The organism is Providencia sp. PROV205 (genome assembly GCF_028479505.1).
Lineage (GTDB): Bacteria > Pseudomonadota > Gammaproteobacteria > Enterobacterales > Enterobacteriaceae > Providencia > Providencia huaxiensis.
On the sequence record NZ_JAMPNU010000037.1, the window covers coordinates 1 to 25,999 of the forward strand.

At 41.9% G+C, this 25,999-nt stretch carries 19 protein-coding genes; 8 read left to right on the plus strand and 11 right to left on the minus strand.

The window, feature by feature from the left end:
* Window positions 1-41 precede the first annotated feature (41 nt).
* Window positions 42-905 (minus strand): glutamate racemase, encoded by an 864-nt coding sequence (murI, locus tag PR800_RS18365; RefSeq protein WP_272531229.1) that lies wholly within the window; start codon window positions 903-905, stop codon window positions 42-44.
* Window positions 850-2,736: a TonB-dependent vitamin B12 receptor BtuB gene (gene btuB, locus PR800_RS18370; protein ID WP_206276392.1), complete on the minus strand. Its 1,887-nt coding sequence runs from the start codon at window positions 2,734-2,736 to the stop codon at window positions 850-852. Before btuB ends, murI begins: the two co-directional genes overlap by 56 nt.
* A 481-nt stretch (window positions 2,737-3,217) precedes the next feature.
* Between btuB and trmA the strand changes: the two genes are divergently transcribed.
* Window positions 3,218-4,315 (plus strand): tRNA (uridine(54)-C5)-methyltransferase TrmA, encoded by a 1,098-nt coding sequence (trmA, locus tag PR800_RS18375; RefSeq protein ID WP_272531225.1) that lies wholly within the window; start codon window positions 3,218-3,220, stop codon window positions 4,313-4,315.
* Between the two features lie 68 nt (window positions 4,316-4,383).
* On the opposite strand, the gene PR800_RS18380 is transcribed toward trmA, so the two are convergent.
* The gene (locus PR800_RS18380; protein WP_102140396.1) at window positions 4,384-4,773 is read right to left on the minus strand and encodes a YijD family membrane protein; all 390 of its coding nucleotides are present in this window, start codon (window positions 4,771-4,773) and stop codon (window positions 4,384-4,386) included.
* Between the two features lie 12 nt (window positions 4,774-4,785).
* Window positions 4,786-5,442: an HTH-type transcriptional repressor FabR gene (gene fabR / locus PR800_RS18385; protein WP_004265350.1), complete on the minus strand. Its 657-nt coding sequence runs from the start codon at window positions 5,440-5,442 to the stop codon at window positions 4,786-4,788.
* A 462-nt stretch (window positions 5,443-5,904) separates the two neighbouring features.
* Here fabR and sthA point away from each other — a divergent pair, with 462 nt between their 5' ends.
* Window positions 5,905-7,302 (plus strand): Si-specific NAD(P)(+) transhydrogenase, encoded by a 1,398-nt coding sequence (gene sthA / locus PR800_RS18390; protein ID WP_102140397.1) that lies wholly within the window; start codon window positions 5,905-5,907, stop codon window positions 7,300-7,302.
* A gap of 78 nt (window positions 7,303-7,380) precedes the next feature.
* Here the strand turns inward: sthA and oxyR are convergent, their stop codons facing one another.
* Window positions 7,381-8,286, minus strand: a complete 906-nt coding sequence (gene oxyR / locus PR800_RS18395; protein ID WP_102140398.1) for a DNA-binding transcriptional regulator OxyR — start codon at window positions 8,284-8,286, stop codon at window positions 7,381-7,383.
* A gap of 1,111 nt (window positions 8,287-9,397) precedes the next feature.
* Here oxyR and PR800_RS18400 point away from each other — a divergent pair.
* On the plus strand, window positions 9,398-9,751 hold the full coding sequence (locus PR800_RS18400; RefSeq protein WP_102140399.1) for a hypothetical protein: 354 nt from the start codon (window positions 9,398-9,400) through the stop codon (window positions 9,749-9,751).
* Window positions 9,752-9,814: 63 nt separating this feature from the next.
* Here PR800_RS18400 and argH read toward each other — a convergent pair whose 3' ends face one another.
* The 4 genes from argH to argC all read right to left on the minus strand — a co-directional run bounded on the left by argH (window position 9,815) and on the right by argC (window position 14,330).
* The gene (argH, locus tag PR800_RS18405; protein WP_166267006.1) at window positions 9,815-11,191 is read right to left on the minus strand and encodes an argininosuccinate lyase; all 1,377 of its coding nucleotides are present in this window, start codon (window positions 11,189-11,191) and stop codon (window positions 9,815-9,817) included.
* A gap of 78 nt (window positions 11,192-11,269) precedes the next feature.
* Window positions 11,270-12,490, minus strand: a complete 1,221-nt coding sequence (locus tag PR800_RS18410) for an argininosuccinate synthase (protein ID WP_166267008.1) — start codon at window positions 12,488-12,490, stop codon at window positions 11,270-11,272.
* Between the two features lie 44 nt (window positions 12,491-12,534).
* Window positions 12,535-13,311: an acetylglutamate kinase gene (gene argB, locus PR800_RS18415; RefSeq protein WP_102140402.1), complete on the minus strand. Its 777-nt coding sequence runs from the start codon at window positions 13,309-13,311 to the stop codon at window positions 12,535-12,537.
* A 14-nt stretch (window positions 13,312-13,325) separates the two neighbouring features.
* Window positions 13,326-14,330 carry an N-acetyl-gamma-glutamyl-phosphate reductase gene (gene argC, locus PR800_RS18420; protein ID WP_210848738.1) on the minus strand — a complete coding sequence of 335 codons (1,005 nt, stop codon included), beginning with the start codon at window positions 14,328-14,330 and terminating at the stop codon, window positions 13,326-13,328.
* A 102-nt stretch (window positions 14,331-14,432) separates the two neighbouring features.
* On the opposite strand from argC, the gene argE reads away from it, so the two are divergent.
* From argE to gadC, 4 genes are all read left to right on the plus strand, one after another.
* Entirely contained in the window at window positions 14,433-15,587 is a 1,155-nt protein-coding gene (gene argE, locus PR800_RS18425; protein ID WP_102140404.1) for an acetylornithine deacetylase, read from the plus strand.
* Between the two features lie 231 nt (window positions 15,588-15,818).
* Complete coding sequence (gene metF, locus PR800_RS18430) at window positions 15,819-16,703, plus strand: methylenetetrahydrofolate reductase (RefSeq protein WP_166267012.1); 885 nt, start codon at window positions 15,819-15,821, stop codon at window positions 16,701-16,703.
* 667 nt (window positions 16,704-17,370) lie between these two features.
* The gene (locus tag PR800_RS18435; RefSeq protein ID WP_102140406.1) at window positions 17,371-18,771 is read left to right on the plus strand and encodes a glutamate decarboxylase; all 1,401 of its coding nucleotides are present in this window, start codon (window positions 17,371-17,373) and stop codon (window positions 18,769-18,771) included.
* Between the two features lie 112 nt (window positions 18,772-18,883).
* Entirely contained in the window at window positions 18,884-20,437 is a 1,554-nt protein-coding gene (gadC, locus tag PR800_RS18440) for a glutamate:gamma-aminobutyrate antiporter (RefSeq protein ID WP_272531226.1), read from the plus strand.
* Between the two features lie 68 nt (window positions 20,438-20,505).
* On the opposite strand, the gene ppc is transcribed toward gadC, so the two are convergent.
* Window positions 20,506-23,145, minus strand: coding sequence for a phosphoenolpyruvate carboxylase (ppc, locus tag PR800_RS18445; RefSeq protein WP_166267014.1), 2,640 nt, complete (start codon window positions 23,143-23,145; stop codon window positions 20,506-20,508).
* Between ppc and PR800_RS18450 the strand changes: the two genes are divergently transcribed.
* On the plus strand, window positions 23,144-23,278 hold the full coding sequence (locus PR800_RS18450) for a hypothetical protein (RefSeq protein ID WP_272531227.1): 135 nt from the start codon (window positions 23,144-23,146) through the stop codon (window positions 23,276-23,278). The two genes, ppc and PR800_RS18450, sit on opposite strands and share 2 nt — an antisense overlap.
* Window positions 23,279-23,548: 270 nt before the next feature.
* Here PR800_RS18450 and PR800_RS18455 read toward each other — a convergent pair whose 3' ends face one another.
* Complete coding sequence (locus PR800_RS18455) at window positions 23,549-25,990, minus strand: bifunctional aspartate kinase/homoserine dehydrogenase II (protein WP_272531228.1); 2,442 nt, start codon at window positions 25,988-25,990, stop codon at window positions 23,549-23,551.
* Window positions 25,991-25,999: the final 9 nt, after the last annotated feature.

The following is a 25,999-nucleotide window of genomic DNA, read 5'->3' on the forward strand; positions in this document are numbered from 1 at the left end:
CATATTTTTTTCCGTTCGCTCAGCTTTCCATCAAATTTGACTTAGATAGCTAGTTTTTCCAGCGTTTTGAACCCTTCTGCTTCGAGAACAGGCTGTAATCCTTTTGCGTTGTCATCCATTAATAAGCAATATGCGAAGTTTTCTTCCTCTGAATTGGCGATTTCTTCTTGATTATTAATGAGCCAGACGGTTCTTCTGGCGATTGCAGAACCTGAATCAATAAATCGAATTCCATTTGGTAGCACTTTTTCGAGTTCTTCTATTAATAGAGGAAAATGCGTGCAACCCAAAATAACGGTATCAGGCGGCTCTGGCATTCTAATCCATGGCCTGACAGTTTGAGCAACTTCATCTAGTGGTATAGTTTCCCCATGTAACTTTCTTTCTGCAAGTTGAACTAATTCCGCAGAACCGAGAGAAATCACTTTGCAGTCTGTTGCAAACCGTTCGATCAGCTCTTTGGTGTATTCGCGGTTTACAGTGCCTTTCGTCGCCAATAAACCAACTACGCCATTACGCGTTAACTTGGTTGCGGGTTTAATGGCTGGAACAACCCCAACAACTGGGAACGTAAAATGTGCTCTCAAATTAGGAAGGCTGACCGTACTTGCGGTATTACACGCAATAATCACAATAGTTAAAGGATGCTTTGCAGCAATTGCATTTACGATTTGATAGACCCTATCAATAATAAACTCTTCACTTTTTTCACCATAAGGGAAGGCTTCATTGTCGAATGCATAGATATAGTGAGCATTCGGGATCATTTTTTTGACTTCACGATAGACAGATAACCCGCCCACTCCAGAGTCAAACACTAGAATGGTCGGGCGAACAGATAGGGTGTTATCAGAAGTTGTAGCTTCCTGTGAGGAAATATTCTCTTCCAGCGGTGCGATAACCATACGCGGTCTCATAGTCTTTATCGAACATATTAGCTATTTTACCACGAATTGTGAGATGTGAAGTGATTGGATATGCAGCTGTTAGATCCCAAAGGCTAACGCCGCCGAGTTTTATTCGCTTAGAAGGCCATTGGCTATAGTCATTATCATAGCGGGAGCCTATATATTGGTAGGTTAGCCCCATGTCTACTTTATCAATAGCCCAATCTAGCTGATATTTAACTTGCTGCTTAGCGCGTCGCTCGAGAACCTTATCCGTCTTTTTGTTACGAGGGTCAACATATTGATAGGTAACTTGGTGATGAAGGATGCCAGTTTCGAACTCACCAACCCATTCAATTCCCTTAATTTCAGCTTCACCAATATTTTCATAAGAACTAATTGGGTTACCTGCTTTATATGCAATCAGGTTATCAATATCATTGTGGTATGCATTGACCTGCCAAAATAGTGGTCCCGTTGTTCCTTCAACACCAACCTCCCACTGTTTACTTTCTTCAGGTTTCAAGCTCGGATTACCTAGCGTTGTTCCATATGCCGATGAAGAATATGCATATAATTGGGTTAGATTAGGTGCTTTATAAGCAGTTGCATATGAACCAACAAGTTTGTAGCCTTCATAAAACTCCCAACTAAGGCCTGATTGCCATGTTGTGTGCCAATTAAATTCAGAGTGATGGTCAGAACGTATAGCCGCTTCTGCTGTTACAGAATCAATAATTGCATATTGCCCTGTGAGGTATATCCCTGTGTTATTTAACGTCTGTTTTTCATTGATCATCGCGTAGCTGCTAGGCTCAATACTTTGGCGTTGATAATCAATCCCCGCACTAATATTTCCTTTATCTAATAGGTAACTATTACCCCATTGAATATTGTACTGTTTGGACTCATCAAGATTTGCAGATTCACTATATTGCCCTTTTCTTGGATCAAAATTGTAATCTTTTGAATAACCATAGCTTCCCATCAATGATGATGAATATTTCCCTTGATGATATTTCAAACCTGTTTCATAAGTTCGGCTATAGAGTTTACGTGTATCAACACTAACTCCCGCATATTCTGATACGTCATAACTCGTACGATTGTCATAACCATATGCTCTTGCGTACGCTAAGATTTCTGAAGAAAATTGATGTTCAACACCTAACCACAGTGACTTACTCAAAAATCCATCTTTATCATACTGTCTCGGGCTAACTTCTTTTGGCGCCAAATCAAATCCTTTGGTATGCGTATAAGCTCCGGCAGCTGTTACCGTCGTATTCTCACCAATTTTTTGCTGAGTGGAACCGTTATAGTTTTGGTAGCTGTGTGAGCCAATACCTGCATTTAATGTTGTGCCATCGTTATCACGACGAGTGATAATATTCACCACACCACCAACAGCATCAGATCCATAAACCGCAGAGCGTGCGCCGCGAATATACTCAATGCGCTGTACCAGAGAAATTGGGATTTGGCTCATATCGGAAGAACCGGAAATACCTGCTTGATTCAAACGGATACCATCAATTAACACTAAAACGTGACGTGACTCTGTGCCACGTATAAATAAGGAGCTTTGTTGCCCCATTCCGCCACTTTGAGAAATATCCACTCCCGGTAAGCGCCTTAATACATCAATAATGGTATTTGACTGCCAATGGTCAATATCTTCACGAGTCACCACCGTCACTGGCGCTAATATAGAAGAAATCGGTTGTTCAAAGCGATTAGCGGACACAACGACTTGGTCAGCTTGGTTATTTGCACTTGCCAAAGAAGAAGTAGCGCACAGTACTGCCAGCGCAGCGGCCGATAACGGCAGCGACTTTTTATTATTCATTATGATTACACTCGGAAAATCAATTCAATTAACATTCCGCGAGGTTGAATATAGATTCGCGCAGATATTCAACTAAGCGATTGGAAGTGTGGTAGGTATCGGACTTATAAGTGACAAGTTGGGCTTCTATATATGAAATAAAAACGATATATAAAATGAAAATTCGACCTGTTATATCCCCTAAATAATTCAAGTGACATGTAGGCGGCAAGCGAAGATATCCCTAGGAGCATACTGAAGTATGTGACTAGGGTAACTAAGCGATGCCAACACCCATGTAGCTTGAAGAATGACGGGGATACCTTAATTACCGTTGCGCGTCAGCTTTGGATTCACACCAAATTCCCTAAACCACAGTCTATTATCGTAAGTTGAATAGTTATAAGTGTCTACGGATGGATAATGAAAACTGGACATCTTCGCCGCTTTCCCTACAATTTCGCTCCTGATACGAATTTATTACTGTTTTATGGAGCCAAACATGCCAAACACCTTGCACACTGAAGACTACGGACAACAACTCGTAGAAAAAACGGATCGTTTAAAGGCGATGATGGCTCCTTTTAACGCCCCAGAACCTGAAATATTTTCATCTCCAACATCCCATTATCGGATGCGTGCTGAATTTCGCATTTGGCATGAAGGTGATGACCTGTTTCATATTATGTTCAATAAAGAAACAAAAGAGCGTATTCGTATTGATCAGTTCCCTGTCGCAAGTCAGCTCATTAATGACATGATGGAGGCATTATTGCCTCTCATTAAGCAAAATGAATTACTGCGCCATAAATTATTTCAAATTGACTATTTATCAACACTAAGTAATAAGCTAATTGTTTCGCTGCTTTACCATAAAAAACTGGGTGAAGAGTGGGAGACGGAAGCAAAAGCGTTAAAAGCTGTTTTAGTTGAGCAAGGCTTTGATGTGCAGTTGATTGGCCGTGCCTCAAAAACCAAAATCATGTTAGATAATGATTATGTTGATGAAGTCTTACCTGTGATGGGTAAAAAAATGGTTTATCGCCAAGTCGAAAATAGCTTCACGCAACCTAATGCGCAGGTCAATATCAAAATGTTGGAGTGGGCAATAGGGGCAACGCAGAATTCGACGGGTGATTTATTGGAACTGTACTGCGGAAATGGAAATTTCTCTTTAGCATTAGCGCAAAACTTCGAACGCGTATTAGCGACTGAAATTGCAAAACCTTCTGTAGCAGCAGCTCAATATAATATCGAAGCCAATAATATTGAAAATGTACAAATTATTCGTATGTCCGCAGAGGATTTTACCCAAGCTATGCAAGGTGCTCGTGAATTTAGGCGTCTGGAAGGTATTTCTTTAGCTGATTACCAATGCAATACCATTTTTGTTGACCCGCCTCGCAGTGGTTTAGATACAGAAACAGTGAAGCTAGTTCAGGGTTATGACCATATCCTATATATTTCATGTAACCCAGAAACCCTATGCGACAACTTAGTTGAGCTGACTAAAACCCATAAAATAGAGAAATTAGCCTTATTCGACCAATTCCCGTATACCCATCATATGGAAAGTGGGGTACTTCTAAGCCGCTATTAATTGACTGAAAACAAAAACGCCGCAGTGATATGAACTACGGCGTCTTATATTAGAAAAGTCGTATAAACTTAATTTTCAACTTCTTGCTCAAGTGCGAGTTCCGCTTTTTCTCTCTTACGTGCTTTCCAGCTTGAGTACATCCACAATGCAATGATGACAATAAAGGTTGCAGGGATAAAGTTAGAGCCTATTTCAGGGTTTTGAACACGTAAAATCGCGGCATAGCCAAATAACCCAATAAAAAAACTACCTGCAACAAATTTTGGTAGCCCCATCGGCATCGCTTGATGTAAATAGCGCTGGTGTAAGCAATACACCGCCAATATCAGGGTTAAAATTGGGAAAAATGAAAAGTCGACCAACGAGTTAAACAGCGTTGAAAAGGTCCCATGGGTTGCAAGGCCAATCACAAAGGCTAGCAATAGAGTGCTTCTTTCATAACTTTTTTGATCCGTCATTGATTCTCCTTATTATTTAGTGAGGTCTGGGTCAGTTTGATTTTGTTTTTCCTGTTCCCGGCGGTACCAGTAGTAGGCACCTTTCGCTATCATTCTTAACTGTAATACCAGCCGTTCTTCGAGATTTCTGCGTTTTTCTTCATCGATATCGAGCGCTTCCGCGCCTGCGCTAAAGACAATCGTGACCATTGCCTCTGCTTGCATTTCAGTAAAATGACGAGGCATACGGCTTTCAAGTTCAAGGTAATCGGCCAATTCCGCAATAAAATGTTGAATCTCCCGAGCAACTGCTGCACGAAACTCAGCAGATGTACCCGAACGCTCCCGCAATAATAACCTAAAGGCATTAGGGTTATTACCAATAAACTCCATAAAAGTTGAGACTGATGTACGGATCACACTCCCACCTTTTGCAATGCGCTGCCTTGCTTGGCGCATTAGCTGGCGTAACATCAAGCCACTTTCGTCGACCATCGTCAGCCCGAGTTCATCAACGTCCTTGAAATGACGGTAAAATGAAGTCGGTGCAATCCCAGCTTCACGTGCAACTTCCCGCAAACTGAGGCTAGTAAAGCTCCGTTCAGCGCTTAATTGGCTAAATGCGGCTTCGACGAGTGAACGCCGAGTTTTTTCTTTTTGTTTTGCTCTAACGCCAATTGTGTTGCTCACGGTGATCCTAGTTTCTTATCATGGAAGGTAAATGTAATAAGCATTACTCTTCGCCTAGCATACCTGAAATTTGCGCATCTGGTTCAGAGAAAAATCGACTCTAACGACAAATTACTCATTTTCAGAATTTCGCTTACTCACTCCGTGTTTCCCTTCACCGCTTTCTTATATATAGAAGCAATCACTTTCCCCTCTACCCTACCCGAACTGCAAAAAATAGATTCACCAAAAATGCACTCGATTTTCTGACTTTCTTTTTTTATAAAACAATTTCTCTAAGAATTTTGAATTGAGATAAGGCTGCCAAATAAGCGAGCCCCTAGGAACACGCATAAGTATGTAACTAGGGTAAGCGAGTGTAGCTAACCTGTATCAATTTGAAAGAGGGCGAGGAAATTAGGTGAAATAACCAACTAATGATAACATCTTGTTGTCATTTTGTTTTAGAGCAGGTCTTACCTCATGCAACTTACCCATTTTGATGCAATAGTCATTGGTTCCGGTCCTGGTGGTGAAGGCGCCGCCATGGGGCTGGTGAAACAAGGAAAAAACGTTGCTGTTATAGAACGTTATAATAATGTCGGCGGAGGCTGTACCCACTGGGGGACGATCCCCTCAAAAGCCCTCCGCCATGCAGTTAGCCGTATTATCGAATTCAACCAAAACCCTCTTTATAGTGATAACTCCCGTAGCTTAAGCTCCTCTTTTTCTGAAATTCTTCGTCATGCTGAAACAGTAATTAGCCAACAAACACGCATGCGCCAAGGGTTTTACGAACGTAATGGTTGCCAAATGTTCTCGGGGGAAGCCACCTTTATCGATGAGCAACATATCAGTGTTCGCTACGCGGATGGAAGTTGTGACGTTTTAAGTGCAGATAAAATCGTGATTGCCACAGGTTCTCGCCCTTACTGCCCTTCCGACGTTGATTTCAACCATTCTCGAATCTACAACAGTGACACTATCCTCAACCTGACTCACGAACCTCGCCATGTGATTATTTATGGTGCCGGTGTCATCGGTTGTGAATACGCATCTATTTTCCGTGGATTAGGGGTTAAAGTTGATTTAATCAATACCCGTGATCATCTCTTGGCCTTTCTTGACCAAGAAATGTCAGATGCCTTATCGTATCATTTTTGGAATAGTGGCGTTGTTATTCGTCATAATGAAGAATATGAAAAAATCGAAGGGGTCGAAGACGGTGTTATCGTTCACCTGAAGTCGGGTAAAAAAGTCAAAGCTGACTGTTTACTGTATGCGAACGGAAGAACCGGTAACACAGATAGCTTAGGTCTCGCTAATGTAGGAATAGAGTCTGATAGCCGCGGTTTAGTTAAAGTCAATAAAGCATATCGTACCACTAATGAACATATTTATGCTGTTGGTGATGTTATCGGCTATCCAAGTTTGGCCTCTGCAGCCTACGACCAAGGCCGAATTGCAGCCCGAGCCATTGGTGGTAGTTTAGGTAATGCACATTTAGTGGAAGATATACCAACAGGGATTTACACCATTCCTGAAATTAGTTCAGTTGGCAAAACCGAACAAGAATTGACGGCAATGAAAGTGCCTTATGAAGTCGGCCGGGCACAGTTTAAACATTTAGCACGTGCACAAATCGCAGGTATGAATGTCGGTAGTTTGAAAATATTATTCCACAGAGAAACATTACAGATATTAGGCATTCACTGTTTCGGTGAGAGAGCGGCTGAAATTATCCATATCGGTCAAGCTATCATGGAACAAAAAGGTGAAGGTAATACCATTGAATATTTCGTGAATACGACGTTCAATTACCCGACGATGGCGGAAGCTTTCCGTGTTGCAGCTTTAAATGGTTTGAATCGACTATTTTAATTATTTTGTGATTTATGGTTGCCAATAACCTGGCAACCATCATCAACTAAAAAGTAATTAATATTGGTGCTTTAATCTCTAAACTCTATTTTTATAATAGTTATCCATTGAGTTATAGATGGTCTCAGCTAATTGTTCATAGCGACCACGTAGCGGTGAACCCGGGCGATAAACTAATACAATTGTTCGTTTCGGCTCAGGTTCAATACAATTTAAATAGCATACCCCATCACGACAAACTTCATTAGGTACCGATAAATCTGGTAAAAGTGTAATTCCACTCCCTGCTGCCACCATATTTCTTAACGTTTCTAAGCTCGTTGCTCTGAAATGTGTATCTTCTTTAGCACCGGCTTGGAAACAAAAACCCATGGCTTGGTCACGTAAACAGTGGCCATCTTCTAACATTAATAGCTTTTCACCTGAAAGCTCGCTCATTTCAATTGTATCGCGATCACGCCATGGATGACTTTCATAAATAGCCAATTTCATGGGCTCTTCAAATAACGGTACAACAATAAAAGGTTCCGTTTCTTTAACTTCCGCCAAAATAGCGCAATCTAATTTACCGCTATCTAACTGAGCTAATAATTGTTGGGTTTGTGCTTCATGCAAATAGATTTCTAATTTAGGGTGAGCTTGGTGCAATTGCGGAATAATATGAGGTAATAAGTATGGCGCAACCGTTGGAATTAAACCAATGTGTAATGGGCCCGACATACTTTCCCCTTGGAGGGCAGCCATTTCTTGTAATACTTTAATTTCACGCAAAATAGTACGGGCTTGCTCAACTAATAATAAACCTTGTTGAGTAAAAAGAACTTTTCGGCTAGTTCTTTCTAATAGCATGACACCAAGTTCTTCTTCTAATTTACGAATTTGGCCACTAAGCGTAGGTTGACTGACATGACAGGAATCCGCGGCACGTCTAAAGTGTTTATGTTCGGCGAGCGCGACGAGGTACTCTAAATCTCGAATATTCATATTTCTTTTCCTTTCGTGAATTCTCTGTCAAACCAAAGATAGATAATACCAATCACTATATCGATATTGTTTTGTTTTATCTATTAATAAATTGAAAAATGGTAGGAAAACCTCATTTTTTGAACAATACTCGCAATAAAACGAAACAAAATGTAATATTTGGAAACAAAATACGTCTTGCTAGTTATCCTTTAAAATAGATAATCCGTTAACTAATGGTTAAATTTATTTATCATAAACATCTTAGCATAACATGCTAAATAAAGGCGTTAACTGATTTTTTTTAGATCTAAACGTCGACAAATCGCCTCTTAGCGTGGCTAAGTAAGGTCTTATTACCTATCCCAAATGTGAAAACAGAGTATATCGATATTCATAAGTTAAGTAGTACGACAAAAAGCATAGCTTTATCTAATCAACTCGGAAATTATGAATTTAAATGGGTAGGTAGTTCGAATAATACTGGGCTCATCAAAGTAGAGTATCAGTAATTGTCTCACCATCACTTCCATTAAGACTCTTCGGAGCTCTTTTTGTTACTCCCTAAAGGAGTTAACCAAACTTAGTACTAATATATACTCTTCAACTGATGAATAATCCCAATCAAATACCACCCTGCATGTTAATCATTATATTAACGTCAAATGAAAGAAACATTTTGTTATATTCCCTTTCACTCTTTATTAAAGTTTGTAAGTTTTTATATAAAAATAAATGTAAATTACGACCCACTTTTGTTAAATCCCACACTAAGCATTAATACAGATTGATAACAGCAAGAAAAAACACAGAGGATAAAACCTAAAAAATTCATGAGAAAGCAAAAATACAACATATTGCACCAATAATATGGCGAAAATTAGAACCTGTAGCCACAAAAGCATGAGCGAATAGATTTAAATCATAATGGTAGTAATTTTATTTTCTTTATATTTTTAAACATTTCCTTTTTTTATTTTACACCTAAACGGCGTTTTTCAATTTATAATCCCTTCATCAAAAACACCAGGGAATATCGAATCACTATTATTATTCTTATTTAAAAAGCACACATATCTAATTTAAACATACAGCAAGTTGATTAATCAAAAATCAATGACGGGATACTATTATGAAAAATTCATTATCAAATATTCAAAAATTCGGTGTTCGTTCGCTTACTGCGTTATTATTGGTTACCGCTGGCGCATCGATTAATGCCTATGCAAACAGTGACCAACAAAATGGCGTTATTAATTTTTCTGGTGCGGTAGTATTCCCGCCTTGTTTTAATGATGTCACTGACAAACACGTCACTTTAAACTGCTTAAATAACCAGTCTGATATGGTTGCCAACAAAGTGAATTTAAATGACATCACAAACACACAAGGGTGGAAAGTAATTAATGATGGCAGAGGGGAGTATTCATATAACTGGGTGAATGAAGAAAAACAACTCGGAATGCTAACCATTAAATATATTTAAAAACAAACGCGTTATGGGGATCGGGGTAGTCATGCTACCCCCCATTTTATCTTCGACAGCCAATCACAGCCCTAATCGAATTTTTGCTTCCACAATGGCTTTTGCCACTTGCTTCTGAGAAACCCCGCCTTTTGCTAATCGTTTATCTAAACAAGACTGCAGTGATAAAATTTCATAAACGTCCAACTGAATAGTATCACTGAATTTTTGCAATTCGCTGAGTGCCATTTCTTCTAAAGCCTTACCTTGCCCAATTGCGGCAACAACTGCTTCACCCACGATATGATGAGCCTCACGGAATGGGACACCTTTAGCAACGAGGTAATCGGCTAATTCGGTTGCGTTCGCATAACCTTGTTTTGCTGCATCTTCACAACGACTACGACGAATTTGAATACCATCAAGAACCAATGCAGCCATGTGCATACAATCTAACCAAGTATCTAATGCATCAAATAGCCCTTCTTTGTCTTCTTGCATATCTTTGTTGTAAGCAAGAGGAAGCCCTTTTAGCGTCATCATCATACCTGTCAGTGCACCTTGAACACGCCCACATTTTCCGCGGATCAATTCCAATGCATCAGGGTTTTTCTTTTGTGGCATTAATGATGAACCGGATGTCACTTTGTCTGATAATTCGACAAAACCTGCTTCCCCGCTATTGAAGAAAATTAAATCTTCTGCGAAACGAGATAAATGAACCATACCGATACTTGCGTTTGATAATAATTCAAGGACGTGGTCTCTGTCTGAAACTGTATCCAAGCTATTACGCGTTGCCGAAGCGAAACCTAGCCAAGATGCAAGCTGCTCACGGTCGATATCATAGGCAGTTCCCGCTAATGCACCACACCCTAATGGGCTGACATCTAAGCGTTTTAATGTATCTTGTAAACGACTTTCATCACGCGCTAACATTTCGCTATAGGCTAAACACCAGTGGGCAAATGTCACTGGCTGCGCACGCTGTAAATGTGTATAACCTGGCATCACTGCGTCTTGGTTATTTTCCGCGGTGATGACCAACGCTTTTTGTAATTCTGTCACCGCTTCAAGTAATAATGCGACTTGGTCTTTACACCACAATTTTAAGTCCGTTGCGACTTGGTCGTTACGGCTACGGCCAGTATGTAGTTTTTTGCCCAAATCCCCCACTTTATCAATCAGCTTACCTTCAACCCAGCTATGAATATCTTCTGCATCACTTTGCAGGATGATTTCAGGGTTATCTTGCACTTCTTTAAGTAGGGTATTTAGCGCTTGTTCTAAAGTTTGTTGTTCGCTATCAGACAATACACCAACTGTGACCAGTGATTTTGACCATGCGACTGAGCCAACAATATCTTGCTGCGCTAAGCGGTAATCGAAACGCAATGAATCATTAAACTGTTTGAACCGTTGATCTGCTTGTTGACTAAAACGCCCACCCCAAAGTGCCATAACTAATCCCTACCTGATTGATAAAATAAGTTTTTAACCCCGACAGCGGCCTTGGCTGCCGGGGGACTATCATTTGATTTATTTCGCTTTGTTTTGTTCTTTCAGCGCACGGATACGTGAAGACAGTGAGTAAAGGCGAATAAACCCACCTGCATGGCTGTGGTCATAGACTTCATCTTCACCGAATGTTGCAAATTCTTCTGAATACAGGCTTTTATCCGCTTTTTTCTGAATCGCAGTCACTTGCCCTTTATATAACTTCAGAACAACTTCACCCGTGACATCTTGCGCTAATGATTCAGCAGCTGCTTGCAGCGAGTGGCGTAATGGTGCAAACCAACGCCCATCATAAACGACATATGACATTTCTAAACCGAGTTGCTCACGCCATTTGTAGCTGTCACGGTCAAGCACCAGTTGTTCAATACCACGCAGTGCGGCCATCATAATGGTGCCTCCTGGGGTTTCATAACAACCACGAGATTTCATCCCCACTAAACGGTTTTCAACGATGTCGATACGACCCACACCGTGTTTTGCACCTAAAGTATTTAATGTTTCTAAACAACCGAGTGGAGACAATGCTTGCCCATTCACCGAAACGACTTCACCATGTTTAACACCAACAGTCACTAATTCAGCTTCATCTGGTGCATCTTGTGGGTCAACGGTCCATACCCAGCAATCTTGGTTTGCTGCATTCCACGTGCTTTCTAAGACACCACCTTCAGTAGAAATGTGCCATGCGTTCTCATCTCGACTATAGATTTTTTCTAAGCTTGCCGTTGTTGGAATATTACGCTCTTTCAGATAATCGAGCAGCGCTTCACGGGAACGTAAGTCCCACTCACGCCATGGCGCAACCACTTGTAACTGTGGTGCTAATGCCGTATAGGTGCTTTCGAAGCGTACTTGGTCATTACCTTTACCTGTTGCGCCATGAGCAACCGCATCTGCACCCACTTTTAAGGCAATTTCAACTTGTGCTTTAGCAATAATTGGGCGAGCCATTGACGTACCTAATAAATAGCTACCTTCATATAACGCACCTGTTTTAAGAACAGGGTAAATATATTCTTTGATGAACTCTTCACGTAAATCGACGACATAGCACTCAGATGCACCTGACTGTAGCGCTTTTTTCTCTACGCCGACTAACTCTTCTCTGTCTTGCCCCACATCTGCAACAAAGGCCACAACTTCGCAATCATCATAGTTTTCTTTTAGCCATGGAATAATTGCTGATGTATCCAGACCGCCTGAATATGCTAATACAATCTTTTTAATGCCCTTTTTCATAACGTACCTATCCGCTCAATTAATATGGTTATTCCATGGCTCATTTATGATGCCAAGATCCGTGTTCCAATTGCTGTTCCATTAAACAGCTCGGGAAGTTGTTCTGCATGACGCCAGCTTGCAATATCAACAGAACGTTGCAAGGCAGCCGCAGCGTCTAATGCCGCATTGACCTTCACAATCATTCCATCAGTAATAATTCCCTGCTCAATGAGCTTTTGCGCTTTTTGTGTCGTCATTTCGTCAATTTTTTGGCCTTTGCCATCCAAAATACCGCTTACGTCAGACAGTAAAACCAAATCTGCGTTTAAGGCTTGGGCAATAGCGGTTGCCGCTTGGTCCGCATTTACGTTCATCAGCTCACCGTTAGAGGTGATACCGATAGAGCTAATAATGGGTAAATACCCCGCCCCCAACAATAATTTCAATAACTTCGCATCGCCGGGTTTCGCATTACCGACATGGCCTAATTCTTCGTTTAATTGCGTTACTGTGGCACTTTGCCCATCACCGAGGGAAAGCCCTACAGCCGGAAGTTGATACTTCGTTGCCCATGCCAATAATGTTTTATTCGCCGTACCTGCTAATGCCCCGGTAATGATATCGATTTGGTCTGCTGGCGTGACCCGCAACCCCTGCTTTTTAACGACAGGTAATTGCAGTTTTTGCATCAATTCATCAACTAAACAGCCACCGCCATGCACAATCACCAACTCACGTTGATGGACTTGACGATAGGTTTGAATAGCTGTAAATAATTTTTCAAGTGCCTCGACGCTATCAAGTAACACTCCGCCCAATTTAATCACTAAGGGTTGCATGGGGTTAATCCTTCTTAAAATAAAGACTGAGTTTCAGCAAAACCAAAACGAATATTCATGCACTGAACGGCTTGTGCTGCCGCACCTTTGAGTAGGTTATCTTCTGTACCCACTAAAATCAGATATTCACCATTCAATACATAGCCAATGTCACAAAACGGTGTCCCCACTACCGATTTCAATGCAGGAACGCCTTTTTCATATAGCCGCACTAACGGTTTATTTTGATAAGCATCTTTAAACGTTTGTGTGATTTTTTCTGCCGTCACACCCGTTTTTACTTTGCATGTAATCGTGGCAAGAATGCCCCGAGAGAAATTACCCAAATGTGGTGTGAAAATAACCTCTCTTCCCAAGTGAGTCGCAATTTCTGGCTGATGGCGATGAGTAAAGATGCCATAAGGCTGCAAACTCACTTCACAAAAGCTATTGGTCATCGAGGCTTTACGGCCTGCACCGGAAACACCGCTGGTGGCATTAATCACTGGCCACATCGCTTCATCCAGTAAATTTTCTTCAATCAATGGTTTAAGGGCTAATTGGGAAACCGTTGGGTAACACCCTGGAACCGCAATCAACTGCGCTTGACGAATTTTATCGGCCTGCCATTCCGCTAAACCGTAAACTGCTTGCATTAGCCATTCAGTATTTGTATGTTCAAAGCCATAGTATTTCGTATAGAAGGCAGGATCTTGAACACGATACGCACCCGATAAATCGAACACAATGCAGCCCGCTTCAAGAAACTGAGGTGCAATGTCGTGGCTCACTTCATGTGCCGTGGCAAGGAAAACAACATCAATACCTTTCGCTGCTTCTGCGACATCTGTTAATGGCAGAACAGGAAGATCTATGATGCCTTTATACTGAGGGTGCAAATCAGAAAAACGTTTATTTGCATCCGCACTTTGCTTCGATACCATCAATCCTTGAAGATTAACTTCAGGATGGCGTTGCAAATAAGCGGCTAATTCTGCTCCAGTATAGCCACTGGCCCCGATAATGAGTGTGTTCAACATATGCTTTCTACCTTGTACTCGTGCCCCAAACAGTTTAATGTGTATTTTTATTCAAATAAAGTGCATGAATATTGATACTATTATGGATAAAGGCTGTCAACAGTGAATATTAAATTACCTGCATTTATTGAGATTTATCGTCAATTAATTGCCATTCCGTCGATTAGTGCGACTGATTCTCATTTGGACCAGAGCAATAAAGCCCTTGTTGAGCTTCTCGGTGGGTGGCTCGAGACGTTAGGTTTTTCGGTCAACATTCAACCCGTGCCGGAAACACGTGATAAATATAATTTGCTTGCTTCCATTGGCGAAGGAAATGGTGGGCTGATGCTATGTGGTCATACCGATACCGTGCCCTTTGATGATGGACGTTGGAGCAAAAACCCGTTTGAGCTGACAGAGCATGATGGCAAGTTATATGGGCTCGGAACCGCAGACATGAAAGGCTTCTTTGCGTTTATTGTCGATGCGTTACGCGATATGGATCTAACGCAGCTCAAGCGACCATTACATATCCTAGCAACAGCGGATGAAGAAACCTCCATGGCTGGGGCACGCTATTTTGCAGCTAGTACAGCACTAAGACCGGATTTTGCGATTATTGGTGAGCCGACGTCGTTACAACCGATCCGCGCACACAAAGGGCATTTATCGAACGCTATCCGTATTACTGGACAATCGGGGCACTCTAGTGACCCAGAGCGTGGCGTCAATGCGATTGAATTAATGCATGAATCTATTTCCCATTTAATGGATTTACGAAATACGTTAAAAGAACGATTTAACAATCCTGCATTTGTCATTCCCTACCCGACGATGAACTTTGGTCATATTCATGGTGGTGATGCTGCTAACCGAATTTGTGGTTGTTGTGAATTACATATGGATATTCGCCCGCTGCCGGGGCTAACTTTGCAAGACTTAGATGAACTACTCAATGAAGCTCTTGAGCCTGTTAGTGCCCGTTGGCCGGGGCGCTTGGCGATTGAGCCCATGCATCCACCGATCCCTGGCTATGAATGCCCAACGGATCACAAGATGGTGGCAGTAATTGAACAGTTATTAGGGCAAAAAGCGGATACCGTGAATTACTGTACTGAAGCGCCGTTTATCCAAGAACTCTGCCCGACGTTGGTTCTTGGCCCTGGTTCTATTGAGCAAGCACATCAACCTGATGAATTTATCGATATGCGCTTTATTGAGCCTACTCGCCAATTAATTAGCCAAATGATTGAGCATTTCTGTTTTACTGAGTAAAACGATCTTTTTCCTATTCAAAACGCGGCACTAAATTAGAGCCGCGTTTTATTGATCATGAATTATTTTCCTGTTGTCTTTGAAAAAACCTCAGCGTCATAATTTAATTTAAGTATTGACTATTGATACCGATCTGGTAATTTCTATTTAGCCGTCTAAACGTATAGACGCACAAATGGATATAATAACGTACAAGAAATAGTAAGTCTGCAAATTGCGAGGTTACAGGGTATGAGTTTTTTTCACGCAAATCAGCGCGAAGCGCTAAATCAAAACTTAGCTGAATTAGATGGCCAGATTAATGTTTCATTTGAATTTTTCCCACCTCGCAGTGAAGAGATGGAACAGACACTGTGGAAATCCATCGATCGGCTGAAAAACCTGAAACCTAAATTTGTATCTGTGACTTATGGTGCGAATTCCGGTGAACGTGATAGAACGCACAGCATCATCAAAGATATTAAAGATAAAACCGGCTTGATTGCAGCTCCTCATCTAACTTGTATTGATGCAAGCTCTGATGAACTAAAAGAGATTGCTCGTGACTATTGGAATAATGGTATTCGCCATATTGTTGCATTGCGTGGTGATTTGCCTGACAACAGCCGTAAGCCAGATATGTATGCCGTTGATTTGGTCGAGCTGTTAAAAGGCGAAGCGGATTTTGATGTTTCTGTCGCAGCCTATCCTGAAGTTCACCCCGAAGCCAAAAGCGCGCAAGCCGATTTAATTAGTTTAAAAAAGAAGATTGATGCAGGTGCTAACCGTGCAATCACCCAGTTTTTCTTTGATGTTGAAAGCTATTTACGTTTCCGTGACCGCTGCGTCGCAACAGGAATTGATGTGGAAATTGTGCCGGGGATTTTACCTGTCTCTAACTTTCGTCAATTAGAGCGCTTCGCCAAACTCACTAACGTTCGCATTCCGGCATGGATGAGTAAAATGTACGAAGGGCTAGATAACGACCCTGAGAGCCGCAACCTTGTCGGGGCATCAATCGCCATGGACATGGTTAAAATCCTTAGCCGTGAAGGCGTGAAAGATTTCCATTTTTATACATTGAACCGTTCTGAGCTCACCTATGCCATCTGCCATACTCTGGGAGTTAGGCCTTAATTTCTTAGGATGAGGCAACTATTTTTGTCTCATCCCTTTGCTACTTGTCTTCTATACTTATAGATATCTTCTATTTCTTGTTTAAAAAAGACCCTGTCTCTTTAAGAAAAATATATTAACGTAATATCCAAACTCATTAAATTCGCGGGAAACTTTTCCACAATATAGCTCATGTTATTATCCTCTTTATATTCAAATTCATTTCACCACAATAAATATATTTAACGGTTAACGGTACAAATTAACTTTAAACACAATGAAAATTAGAATTTAAATAAAAGTTACATAAGTTAACATTATTGAAATATTCATTTTTGATGAATATTAATTTATTTTCGCCACATTTTCCACCCATATAAAATCAAATAAAAATAATAAAAAAGCTAAATTAGCAGAAATAAAAACCATAAAAATGTAATAGTTTAGTTAAATCTTGTAACCTGAGCATCATTTTATGAAAGCAATCAGCTCTTGCAAGAAATTATCTATAACCAAAATAACCACAAACCATCATTCACTCCACTGTGACTTTCTAATTATGACAGTTTTCATTAAATTATCTTTTTTATTTGATTGCTTTTGAATTTTTCAAAAGTCAGCGTATATTTAATATTGAGCTCAAGATTAATACTATTTGATTACCACATAGTCATTGAGGAATTAAAGCATGAGTAATAATGCATTAAATTCAAAATACAATGGAATAGATGATGTCTATGCATCATTAGAATTATCCAAATCGTTACCGAAAACCAAATTTCCATTGAAAGAACAAGCACCACGTAATGTATTTAGTGCAGTACGCGATGAATTAATGTTAGATGGGAATTCACGCCAAAACTTAGCAACATTCTGCCAGACATGGGTGGATGATGAAATTCGTGATTTAATGGACTTATCTATCGACAAAAACATGATAGATAAAGACGAATATCCACAAACAGCAGAAATTGAAAACCGCTGCGTACATATGTTAGCGGACTTATGGAATTCACCAGAAGCAGAAAATACCCTTGGTTGTTCAACCATCGGGTCCTCAGAGGCTGCAATGCTTGGGGGGCTCGCGTTAAAATGGCAATGGCGTAAAAAACAGGCTGCTAAAGGGAAACCAACCGATAAACCCAACTTAATTTGTGGCCCAGTTCAAATCTGTTGGCACAAATTTGCCCGTTACTTCGATGTTGAGCTCAGAGAAATCCCTCTGGAAGGTGACCGTCTCATCATGACACCGGAAGAAGTGCTCAAACGTGTCGATGAAAACACCATTGGTGTCGTGCCAACGCTAGGGGTGACATTTACCTGCCAATATGAGCCCGTAAAAGCGGTACACGATGCGCTCGATAAACTGCAAAAAGAGACGGGTCTGGATATTCCTATCCATGTGGATGGTGCGAGTGGCGGGTTCTTAGCCCCATTTTGTGCTCCCGATTTAGAATGGGACTTCCGCTTACCACGGGTAAAATCCATTAATGCATCAGGCCATAAATTTGGTTTAGCCCCATTAGGCGCTGGCTGGGTAGTTTGGCGTGAAGCCAAAGACCTTCCCGAAGAATTGATTTTTAATGTGAATTATTTAGGCGGTAACATGCCAACATTCGCACTGAATTTCTCTCGCCCTGGCGGTCAAATCATTGCTCAATATTATAATTTCTTGAGGCTAGGCCGCGAAGGCTATGCAAAAATCCACAACGCTTGCTATGCAACCGCACAATACCTCAGCCGTGAAATTGAAAAATTAGGGCCATTTGAAATGATTTTTGATGGTAATAGCCAAACGGGTATCCCTGCACTAGCATGGAAACTGAAAGAAGGCACAACCACCAGCAAATATTCCCTCTATGATATCGCAGACAAACTGCGTAGTCGCGGCTGGCAAGTTCCTGCCTATTCAATGCCAGCAAACCGTGAAGATCTTGTTATTCAACGTATTCTAGTGCGTCATGGCGTCAGTTTAGATTTAGCCGCATTACTCATTGATGACTTCAAACGTACATTAGAGTATTTCGATAAGCACCCCGTCAATAACCCGCTAACGGAAGAAGAAGGCGGCGGCTTTAATCACAGTTAATTCTTTTATTCATGATTGTGTTGTTAACGAGCCAAAGAGCCTTAGGTTCTTTGGCTCCTACTGAGATCCGCCCTGCAAAGGCAGATTGTTTATCGATTTGAGGAGAACTCGTATGGCAACAACGACAGCTCCAGCCACAAAGCAACTGACACTACTTGGCTTTTTTGCCATTACTGCATCAATGGTGATGGCCGTTTATGAATACCCAACATTTGCAACATCTGGCTTTAGCCTCGTATTTTTCCTGCTATTAGGAGGATTATTGTGGTTTATTCCTGTCGCATTGTGTGCCGCAGAAATGGCAACCGTAGAAGGTTGGGAGGAAGGTGGTGTATTTGCATGGGTTTCAAATACATTAGGCGAACGTTGGGGATTTGCCGCCATTTCATTTGGCTATTTACAAATAGCGATTGGCTTTATTCCTATGCTGTATTTCGTCTTAGGGGCTCTATCTTATATTTTAAATTGGCCAGAACTTAATACAGACCCAATCACCAAAACGGTAGGGGCACTTGTTATTCTTTGGGTATTGGCTTTCACTCAGTTTGGTGGAACCAAATATACGGCAACGATTGCGAAAGTCGGTTTCTTTGCGGGTATCTTACTTCCAGCGCTGATTTTGGTCTTTTTGGCAATCAGTTATTTAGTCAGCGGCTCTCCATTGGCCATTGAAATTAGTACCGAAACCTTTATTCCTGATTTCACCAAAATTGGCACACTCGTGGTATTTGTCGCCTTTATTTTGAGCTATATGGGTGTTGAAGCTTCAGCAACTCACGTCAATGAGATGAAAAACCCCGGTCGAGATTACCCCGCAGCCATGTTTTTACTCATGATAGCGGCAATCTGTTTAAGCTCAATTGGTGGGTTATCGGTGGCAGCCGTGATCCCAAACAGTGAAATTAATTTATCTGCTGGCGTGGTACAGACATTCAATGTGCTTGTCACACACTTTAATTCATCCCTTGAATGGGCCGTAAGGATTATTGCTGCATTATTATTACTTGGCGTACTGGCTGAGATTGCTTCTTGGATTGTTGGGCCATCCCGCGGTATGTATGTCGCGGCACAGAAAGGTATTCTGCCGCAAAGCTTTGCCAAAGTGAATAAAAATGGCGTACCGGTAACACTGGTGATTTCCCAGTTGCTGATCACAACAGTAGCGATTATCGTCCTCACCAATACTGGGGGCGGTGGTAATATGTCATTCCTTATTGCTCTATCCTTAACGGTAGTTATCTATTTATGTAGCTATTTCATGCTATTTTTAGGTTATATGCAGTTAGTTTGCAAACAACCCGAGAAAAAACGTGTCTTTAATATACCGGGGGGTAAAGGCATTAAAGTTCTCATTGCGTTAGTCGGCCTAATTGTTTCTATTTTAGCCTTTGTGATTTCATTCTTCCCACCGAGTTCTTTACCGAATGGTGCGAGTAATACCACCTATGTGACGTTACTTGCGGTTAGCTTTGTGATTATTTTCTTACTGCCCTTTGTTATTTATGCTTTCCATAACAAACAAGGTAAGAAAACTAATGTCTCTATGGTGCATATCAAAACGCATAATGCGCCAACTAACCATTTCTTTATTCACCCTCGAGCTCGTTCTGCATATCACTTGATCCATCATGATAAGTCAGATGATAGCTCATCTAGCTCACATTGATTTGTAAAATGATAAGGGCTGCCAAATGGCAGCCCTTAAATTATTTAATTACTTTCAAATGAAGAAAACTAACCCGTATTACGCATTCCTGCTGCCACGCCGGCTATCGTCACCATCAGTGCTTGTTCAACACGAGGGTCTGAATGCTCTTGTTGGCGGGAACGGTGTAAAAGCTCTGCTTGTAAGACGTTTAATGGGTCAGTATAAACATTACGTAATGCGATAGATTCCGCTATCCAAGGTAAATCCGCCATTAGCGCTTCGTCTTTCGAAACCGCCAATACGCTTTTAATATCCTCAGACAACTGGTCACGCAATTTTTGCCCCAATGGCCATAAGCGCTCTTCTACCAAGCGGTGATCGTAATATTCCGCCAGCCATAAGTCCGCTTTTGCATAAACCATTTCTAACATCGCAATACGCGTATTAAAGAATGGCCACTGCTGCCACATTTCATCAAGAATGGCTTGTTTGCCTTCTTTCTCAATGACATGTTTTAACGCTGCTCCTGCCCCTAACCATGCGGGTAACATTAAGCGGTTTTGTGTCCATGCAAAAATCCATGGAATAGCACGCAAGGTTTCAACGCCCCCCGTTGGACGACGTTTAGCAGGACGTGACCCAAGCGGTAACTTGCCAAGCTCTAATTCTGGCGTCGCAGCACGGAAATAAGGGACAAAATCCGGTTGTTCACGTACATAATCACGGTACATCGCGCAAGAAACATCAGATAACGAATCCATCACCGACTTCCACTCATTTTTAGGCTCTGGTGGTGGTAATAGGTTCGCTTCTAATATTGCACTGGCGTATAACGCCAAGCTACTGATGGTCACTTGTGGTAAACCAAACTTGAAACGGATCATTTCCCCTTGCTCAGTCACACGCAAACCGCCTTTTAGACTTCCCGGGGGCTGAGATAATAATGCCGAATGTGCTGGCGCACCACCACGACCAATTGTGCCGCCACGTCCGTGGAATAGCGTCAATGTCACGCCTTCTTTTTCGCACAACTTAATCAATGCATCTTGTGCGCGATACTGCGCCCATGAAGCCGCCATTACCCCTGCGTCTTTTGCTGAGTCCGAGTAACCAATCATCACCATTTGGCGATCATCGATAAGGTCGCGATACCATTCAATGCTTAAAAGCTTTGTCATCACACTTTCAGCATTATTTAAATCTTCCAGTGTTTCGAATAATGGCGCGACGGGTAAGCGAACTGACGCGCCATTCTCTTTCAGCAGTAATTTAACCGCCAACACATCTGATGGGACTTTCGCCATTGAAATCACATATGCCGCGACAGAATCATTTTTGGCTTTTGCTATCACTCGGCACGTTTCAAATACTTCCTGAGTTTCCGCACTTGGTTGCCAATCTTGTGGGATCAGTGGACGTAGAGATTGCAACTCAGCCAGTAAGAACTGCTGTTTCTCTTCTTCTGACCACTGAGAGTAATCACCCAGCCCTAAATACTGAGTTAGCTCTGCAATGGCTTCTGTGTGACGAGTGCTTTCTTGGCGCACATCAATACGTACCAGCTGTAAACCAAAGCTACGAATGCGACGCAAAGTATCCAAGAGCTGACCATTGGCAATAATTTTCATATTGCAGGCAATCAGTGACTGATAACACGCGTATAGCGGGTCCCATAATTGGGCGTTATCCACCAATAAGTCTGCCGGTGGTAAAACTTGCTCGCCTTTTACACGGCGCTCTAAGTACTCTAGCGTCGAAAATAGTTGGCTACGTAAATTCTTCGCGATTTGGCGATAAGGCTCATCAACGTCATCTCCCCCGGCTAACGCACGCAGCTCTGGGGTCGCTTCCGTCATCGAAAGTTCTGAAACCAATACTTGAATATCTTTGAGGAATAAGTCCGCTGCTTTCCAGCGACTTAACAATAGAACTTGGCGGGTCACATCCGCAGTCACATTCGGGTTACCGTCACGGTCACCCCCCATCCATGAGGTAAAACGAATCGGATTGGCTTCAACGGGTAACACCGCGCCAATTGAGTCTTCCAACTGTTCATTAAATTCACGTAAGAAAGCGGGAACCCCTTCCCATAATGAGTTTTCAACAACGGCAAAGCCCCATTTCGCCTCATCTATTGGTGTTGGGCGAATTTTACGGATCTCATCGGTGTGCCATGATTGCGCCACCAATTGGCGTAAGCGACGCATGATGTTATTGCGTTCGTAATCCGCAATATCATCATGGTCAAGTTGTGATAAACAGTTATTTACCTCAACCAATTTATGGATCAATGTACGACGAGCAATTTCTGTTGGGTGAGCCGTTAAAACCAGCTCAATTGAAAGCTGTTCAACCGCTTTTTGGATATCGCCATCAGTGAAGTTTTTGCCTTTTAGTCGGCCAAACAGATTTTTTAATGCGACTGGGTTACTTGCGGCTTCACCATGAGGCGAAATACTGTGGTATTGCTCCGCGACATTTGTCAGGTTTAAGAATTGGTTAAATGCCCTTGCAACGGGTAGCAATTCATCATTAGAGAGATTTTGTAATGTCATCAGCAGCTTTTGGCGCTGAACTTCATTACCTGCACGAGAAGATTTGGAAAGCTTACGAATGGACTCAACTTTGTCGAGTATGTCCTCACCTAAGGCTTCCTTGATGGTATCGCCGAGTAGCTTACCCAGCATACTGACATTACTGCGCATTGCGGAATATTGCTGATTCATGAGACTCCTGACCTTGTGCTTCTGGCAGAATGCATTCCCGCACGGTTCACGGTTAACAGACTGCTACCTGTTTCCTGTAACTAAATTTCAGTCGGCTGCGTTAGAGTTGTCGTTTTGTGATGCAGGCCGCTAAATTTACCCTTCAGTGTATATTCATATCAGAAAAAAATGACTTTGGGGGATTTTTCTGAAATTTAATTACAGCCTTATTTTTATTAATTTTTCTTATTTAAGTATTGTTTCAGCGCAATATATCGTCGATTCAGCACTTTTAAGACATGAATAATGTTTAAGAATTAAATCGTCAGAATAAAAAACAGAAAATGAAAGGATAAATTAAAAATTTTCATGACGCATTGATGCCCCCTATGCCATAGGGAACACCAATACGATTGGAAAATGATTATAAAAGTTGAGAGAGTCGATTGAGATCGGATTGAATAGCGCCCGCAGTCACATCTCGTCCTGCGCCAGGGCCACGGATCACTAATGGGTTGTCTCGATACCAACGGCTTTCGATAGCAAACACATTGTCACCCGGTAATAATGAAGCCAGAGGATGTTCCGGTTTCACGGCTTCCACGCCCACTTTTGCCTTGCCTTTTACCGCATCAAACCGCGCTACATAGCGTAGCACTAACCCGAGCTCTTGCGCAGCTTCTAAGCGCTGCTGCATTTGTTCGTTAATGACAGCACTGTTTTCAAAAAACTCATCCAAAGAGCCCGTCTGTGCTTGTTTTGGTACTAAAGATTCAACCCTCACATCATCCGGCTCAATGTCATAACCCGCTTCACGGGCTAAAATAATTAATTTCCGCATAACATCTTGCCCTGATAGGTCAATACGTGGGTCTGGCTCAGTTAACCCTTGCTGCCAAGCTTGCTCTACTAGCTCACTAAATGGAATGGAGCCGTCAAACTGTAAAAATAGCCATGATAGCGTTCCCGAAAAAATACCACTGATACTCAGGATAGAATCACCGCTTTCTTTTAAATCCCTAACCGTATAGTTAATCGGTAACCCAGCCCCTACTGTCGCGTTATATAACCAATGACGACCTGTTTTTGAAAATGCATCGCGGATTTGACGATATTGTACCGTTTGCGCTGCACCCGCAATTTTATTTGCACTGATCACATGAAAGCCATAACTCGCAAAATCAACATAATTATTTGCCAGTGTTTCACTTGCCGTGACGTCTAACACCACGAGATCATCATAAGGGTGGGAACGCATCCATAAAAATAGGTTATCATCCTCATGCTCTACAGCTTCTTCATCAAAGAAAGCTAGTGCACGACTTGGGTCAATCCCTTGGTAATTCAGTAAGCTACGGCGGCTATCTACTACGCCTGCTAAGACAAAATCAAAGTCACTACGTGCCGAAATTTTGTGTTGTTCCGCGTCAAAAAGCTCTAGCCAACGCGCACCAATATTTCCTTTACCAAATAACACTAAACCAATGCGTTTTTCTGCACGAAATAAGCTCTGGTGCATCCCTTGAATTAGGTGCTCTGTTTGGTTTGAGCGCAATACCGCCACTAAACTAATCGCATCCTCTGAATGCCAAATAAATTCAACAGGTTGCCCTTTCAGTTCCTCATAAAAACGGTGGCTATGTAGCGGTTTTTTACACACCCCCGCACCGACTAATGCCACCAGAGAAAAACCTTCGCGTAATGATAATGACCCCGGTAAACCGGCTTCTTCAAGAGCATTTAAAGCACTCTCGACAATTTCGGAGGTATAACATAATTGCAGTAAAGAACGGTCATGATGAATACCGCGAGCCAAAGGACGTAATTGAGCTCGTTTAAGTAATAAGTCCACATCTTTGCAAATTTGTTTAAAGTCACGCCCTGTCGCGATGCGCAATTCAATTAAGCACACATCATCATGGCTAGTGACAATTTTTGCTCCTGCACCTGACGCAAGTACCCGCTCAATTTTTGTTGAACCTTGTTCAGGTTGATAGCTACACCTTAATTGCAAATCAATATTACTCACGGAAACAGGCTGTAAAGTGCGTGTGTGTAAAACAGGTGCCGCCAAACGTGCTAATTCACTGGCTTCATCTAGGCGCAGTAAGGGTAACAAACAGGCATCTTTCACCTTGCGAGGGTCCGCGCTATATACCCCAGCGACATCACTCCAAATCGTGACTTTTTCTACATCAGCCAACGCGCCGACTTGTGTTGCAGAATAGTCACTTCCATTACGCCCAAGCAGTACGGTTTCACCTTGCTGATTACGCGAAATAAAGCCTGTCACGACAATACGCCTGTTCGGTAACTGAGTTAGCTGCTGTTGCAATAAATAACGTGATTGGATTTCATCAACCTGTGGTTGTGCCGCGCGTTCGGCGCGTAAAAATAAGCGTGCATCTAACCAAGCGCTCATCATACCTGCCTGTGCAAGCACTTCAGCCATGAGACGCGCAGACCAAATTTCACCATGGCCGACCAATTCTGCATAAGTCGCATCATTTGTGGGTTGATCCAACAATGCACTTAAACGCTCTAAATCGTGAATAAATAGTTGGCTTAATTCTATGGCTTTCTGTTCGGGTAAAAGAGATTCAATTAAATCAAGTTGATAACAGCGTAATGACTGTTGAGCTTGATGAGCTGAAATACGGTCACTTTGGCTTAATTTCAACCAATTAATCAACTGATTGGTTGTACTACCCGCGGCAGAAACCACCATTAAATCACCGGGTTGGCTATAGTTTGCCATAATTGTTGCAACGCGTTGATAGCACTTCGCATCGGCTAAACTGCTGCCCCCAAACTTATGTAACTGGCGGTGGCAAGGAGCCACCTCAACCGCTGTTAGTACACTCATCAAAAAACT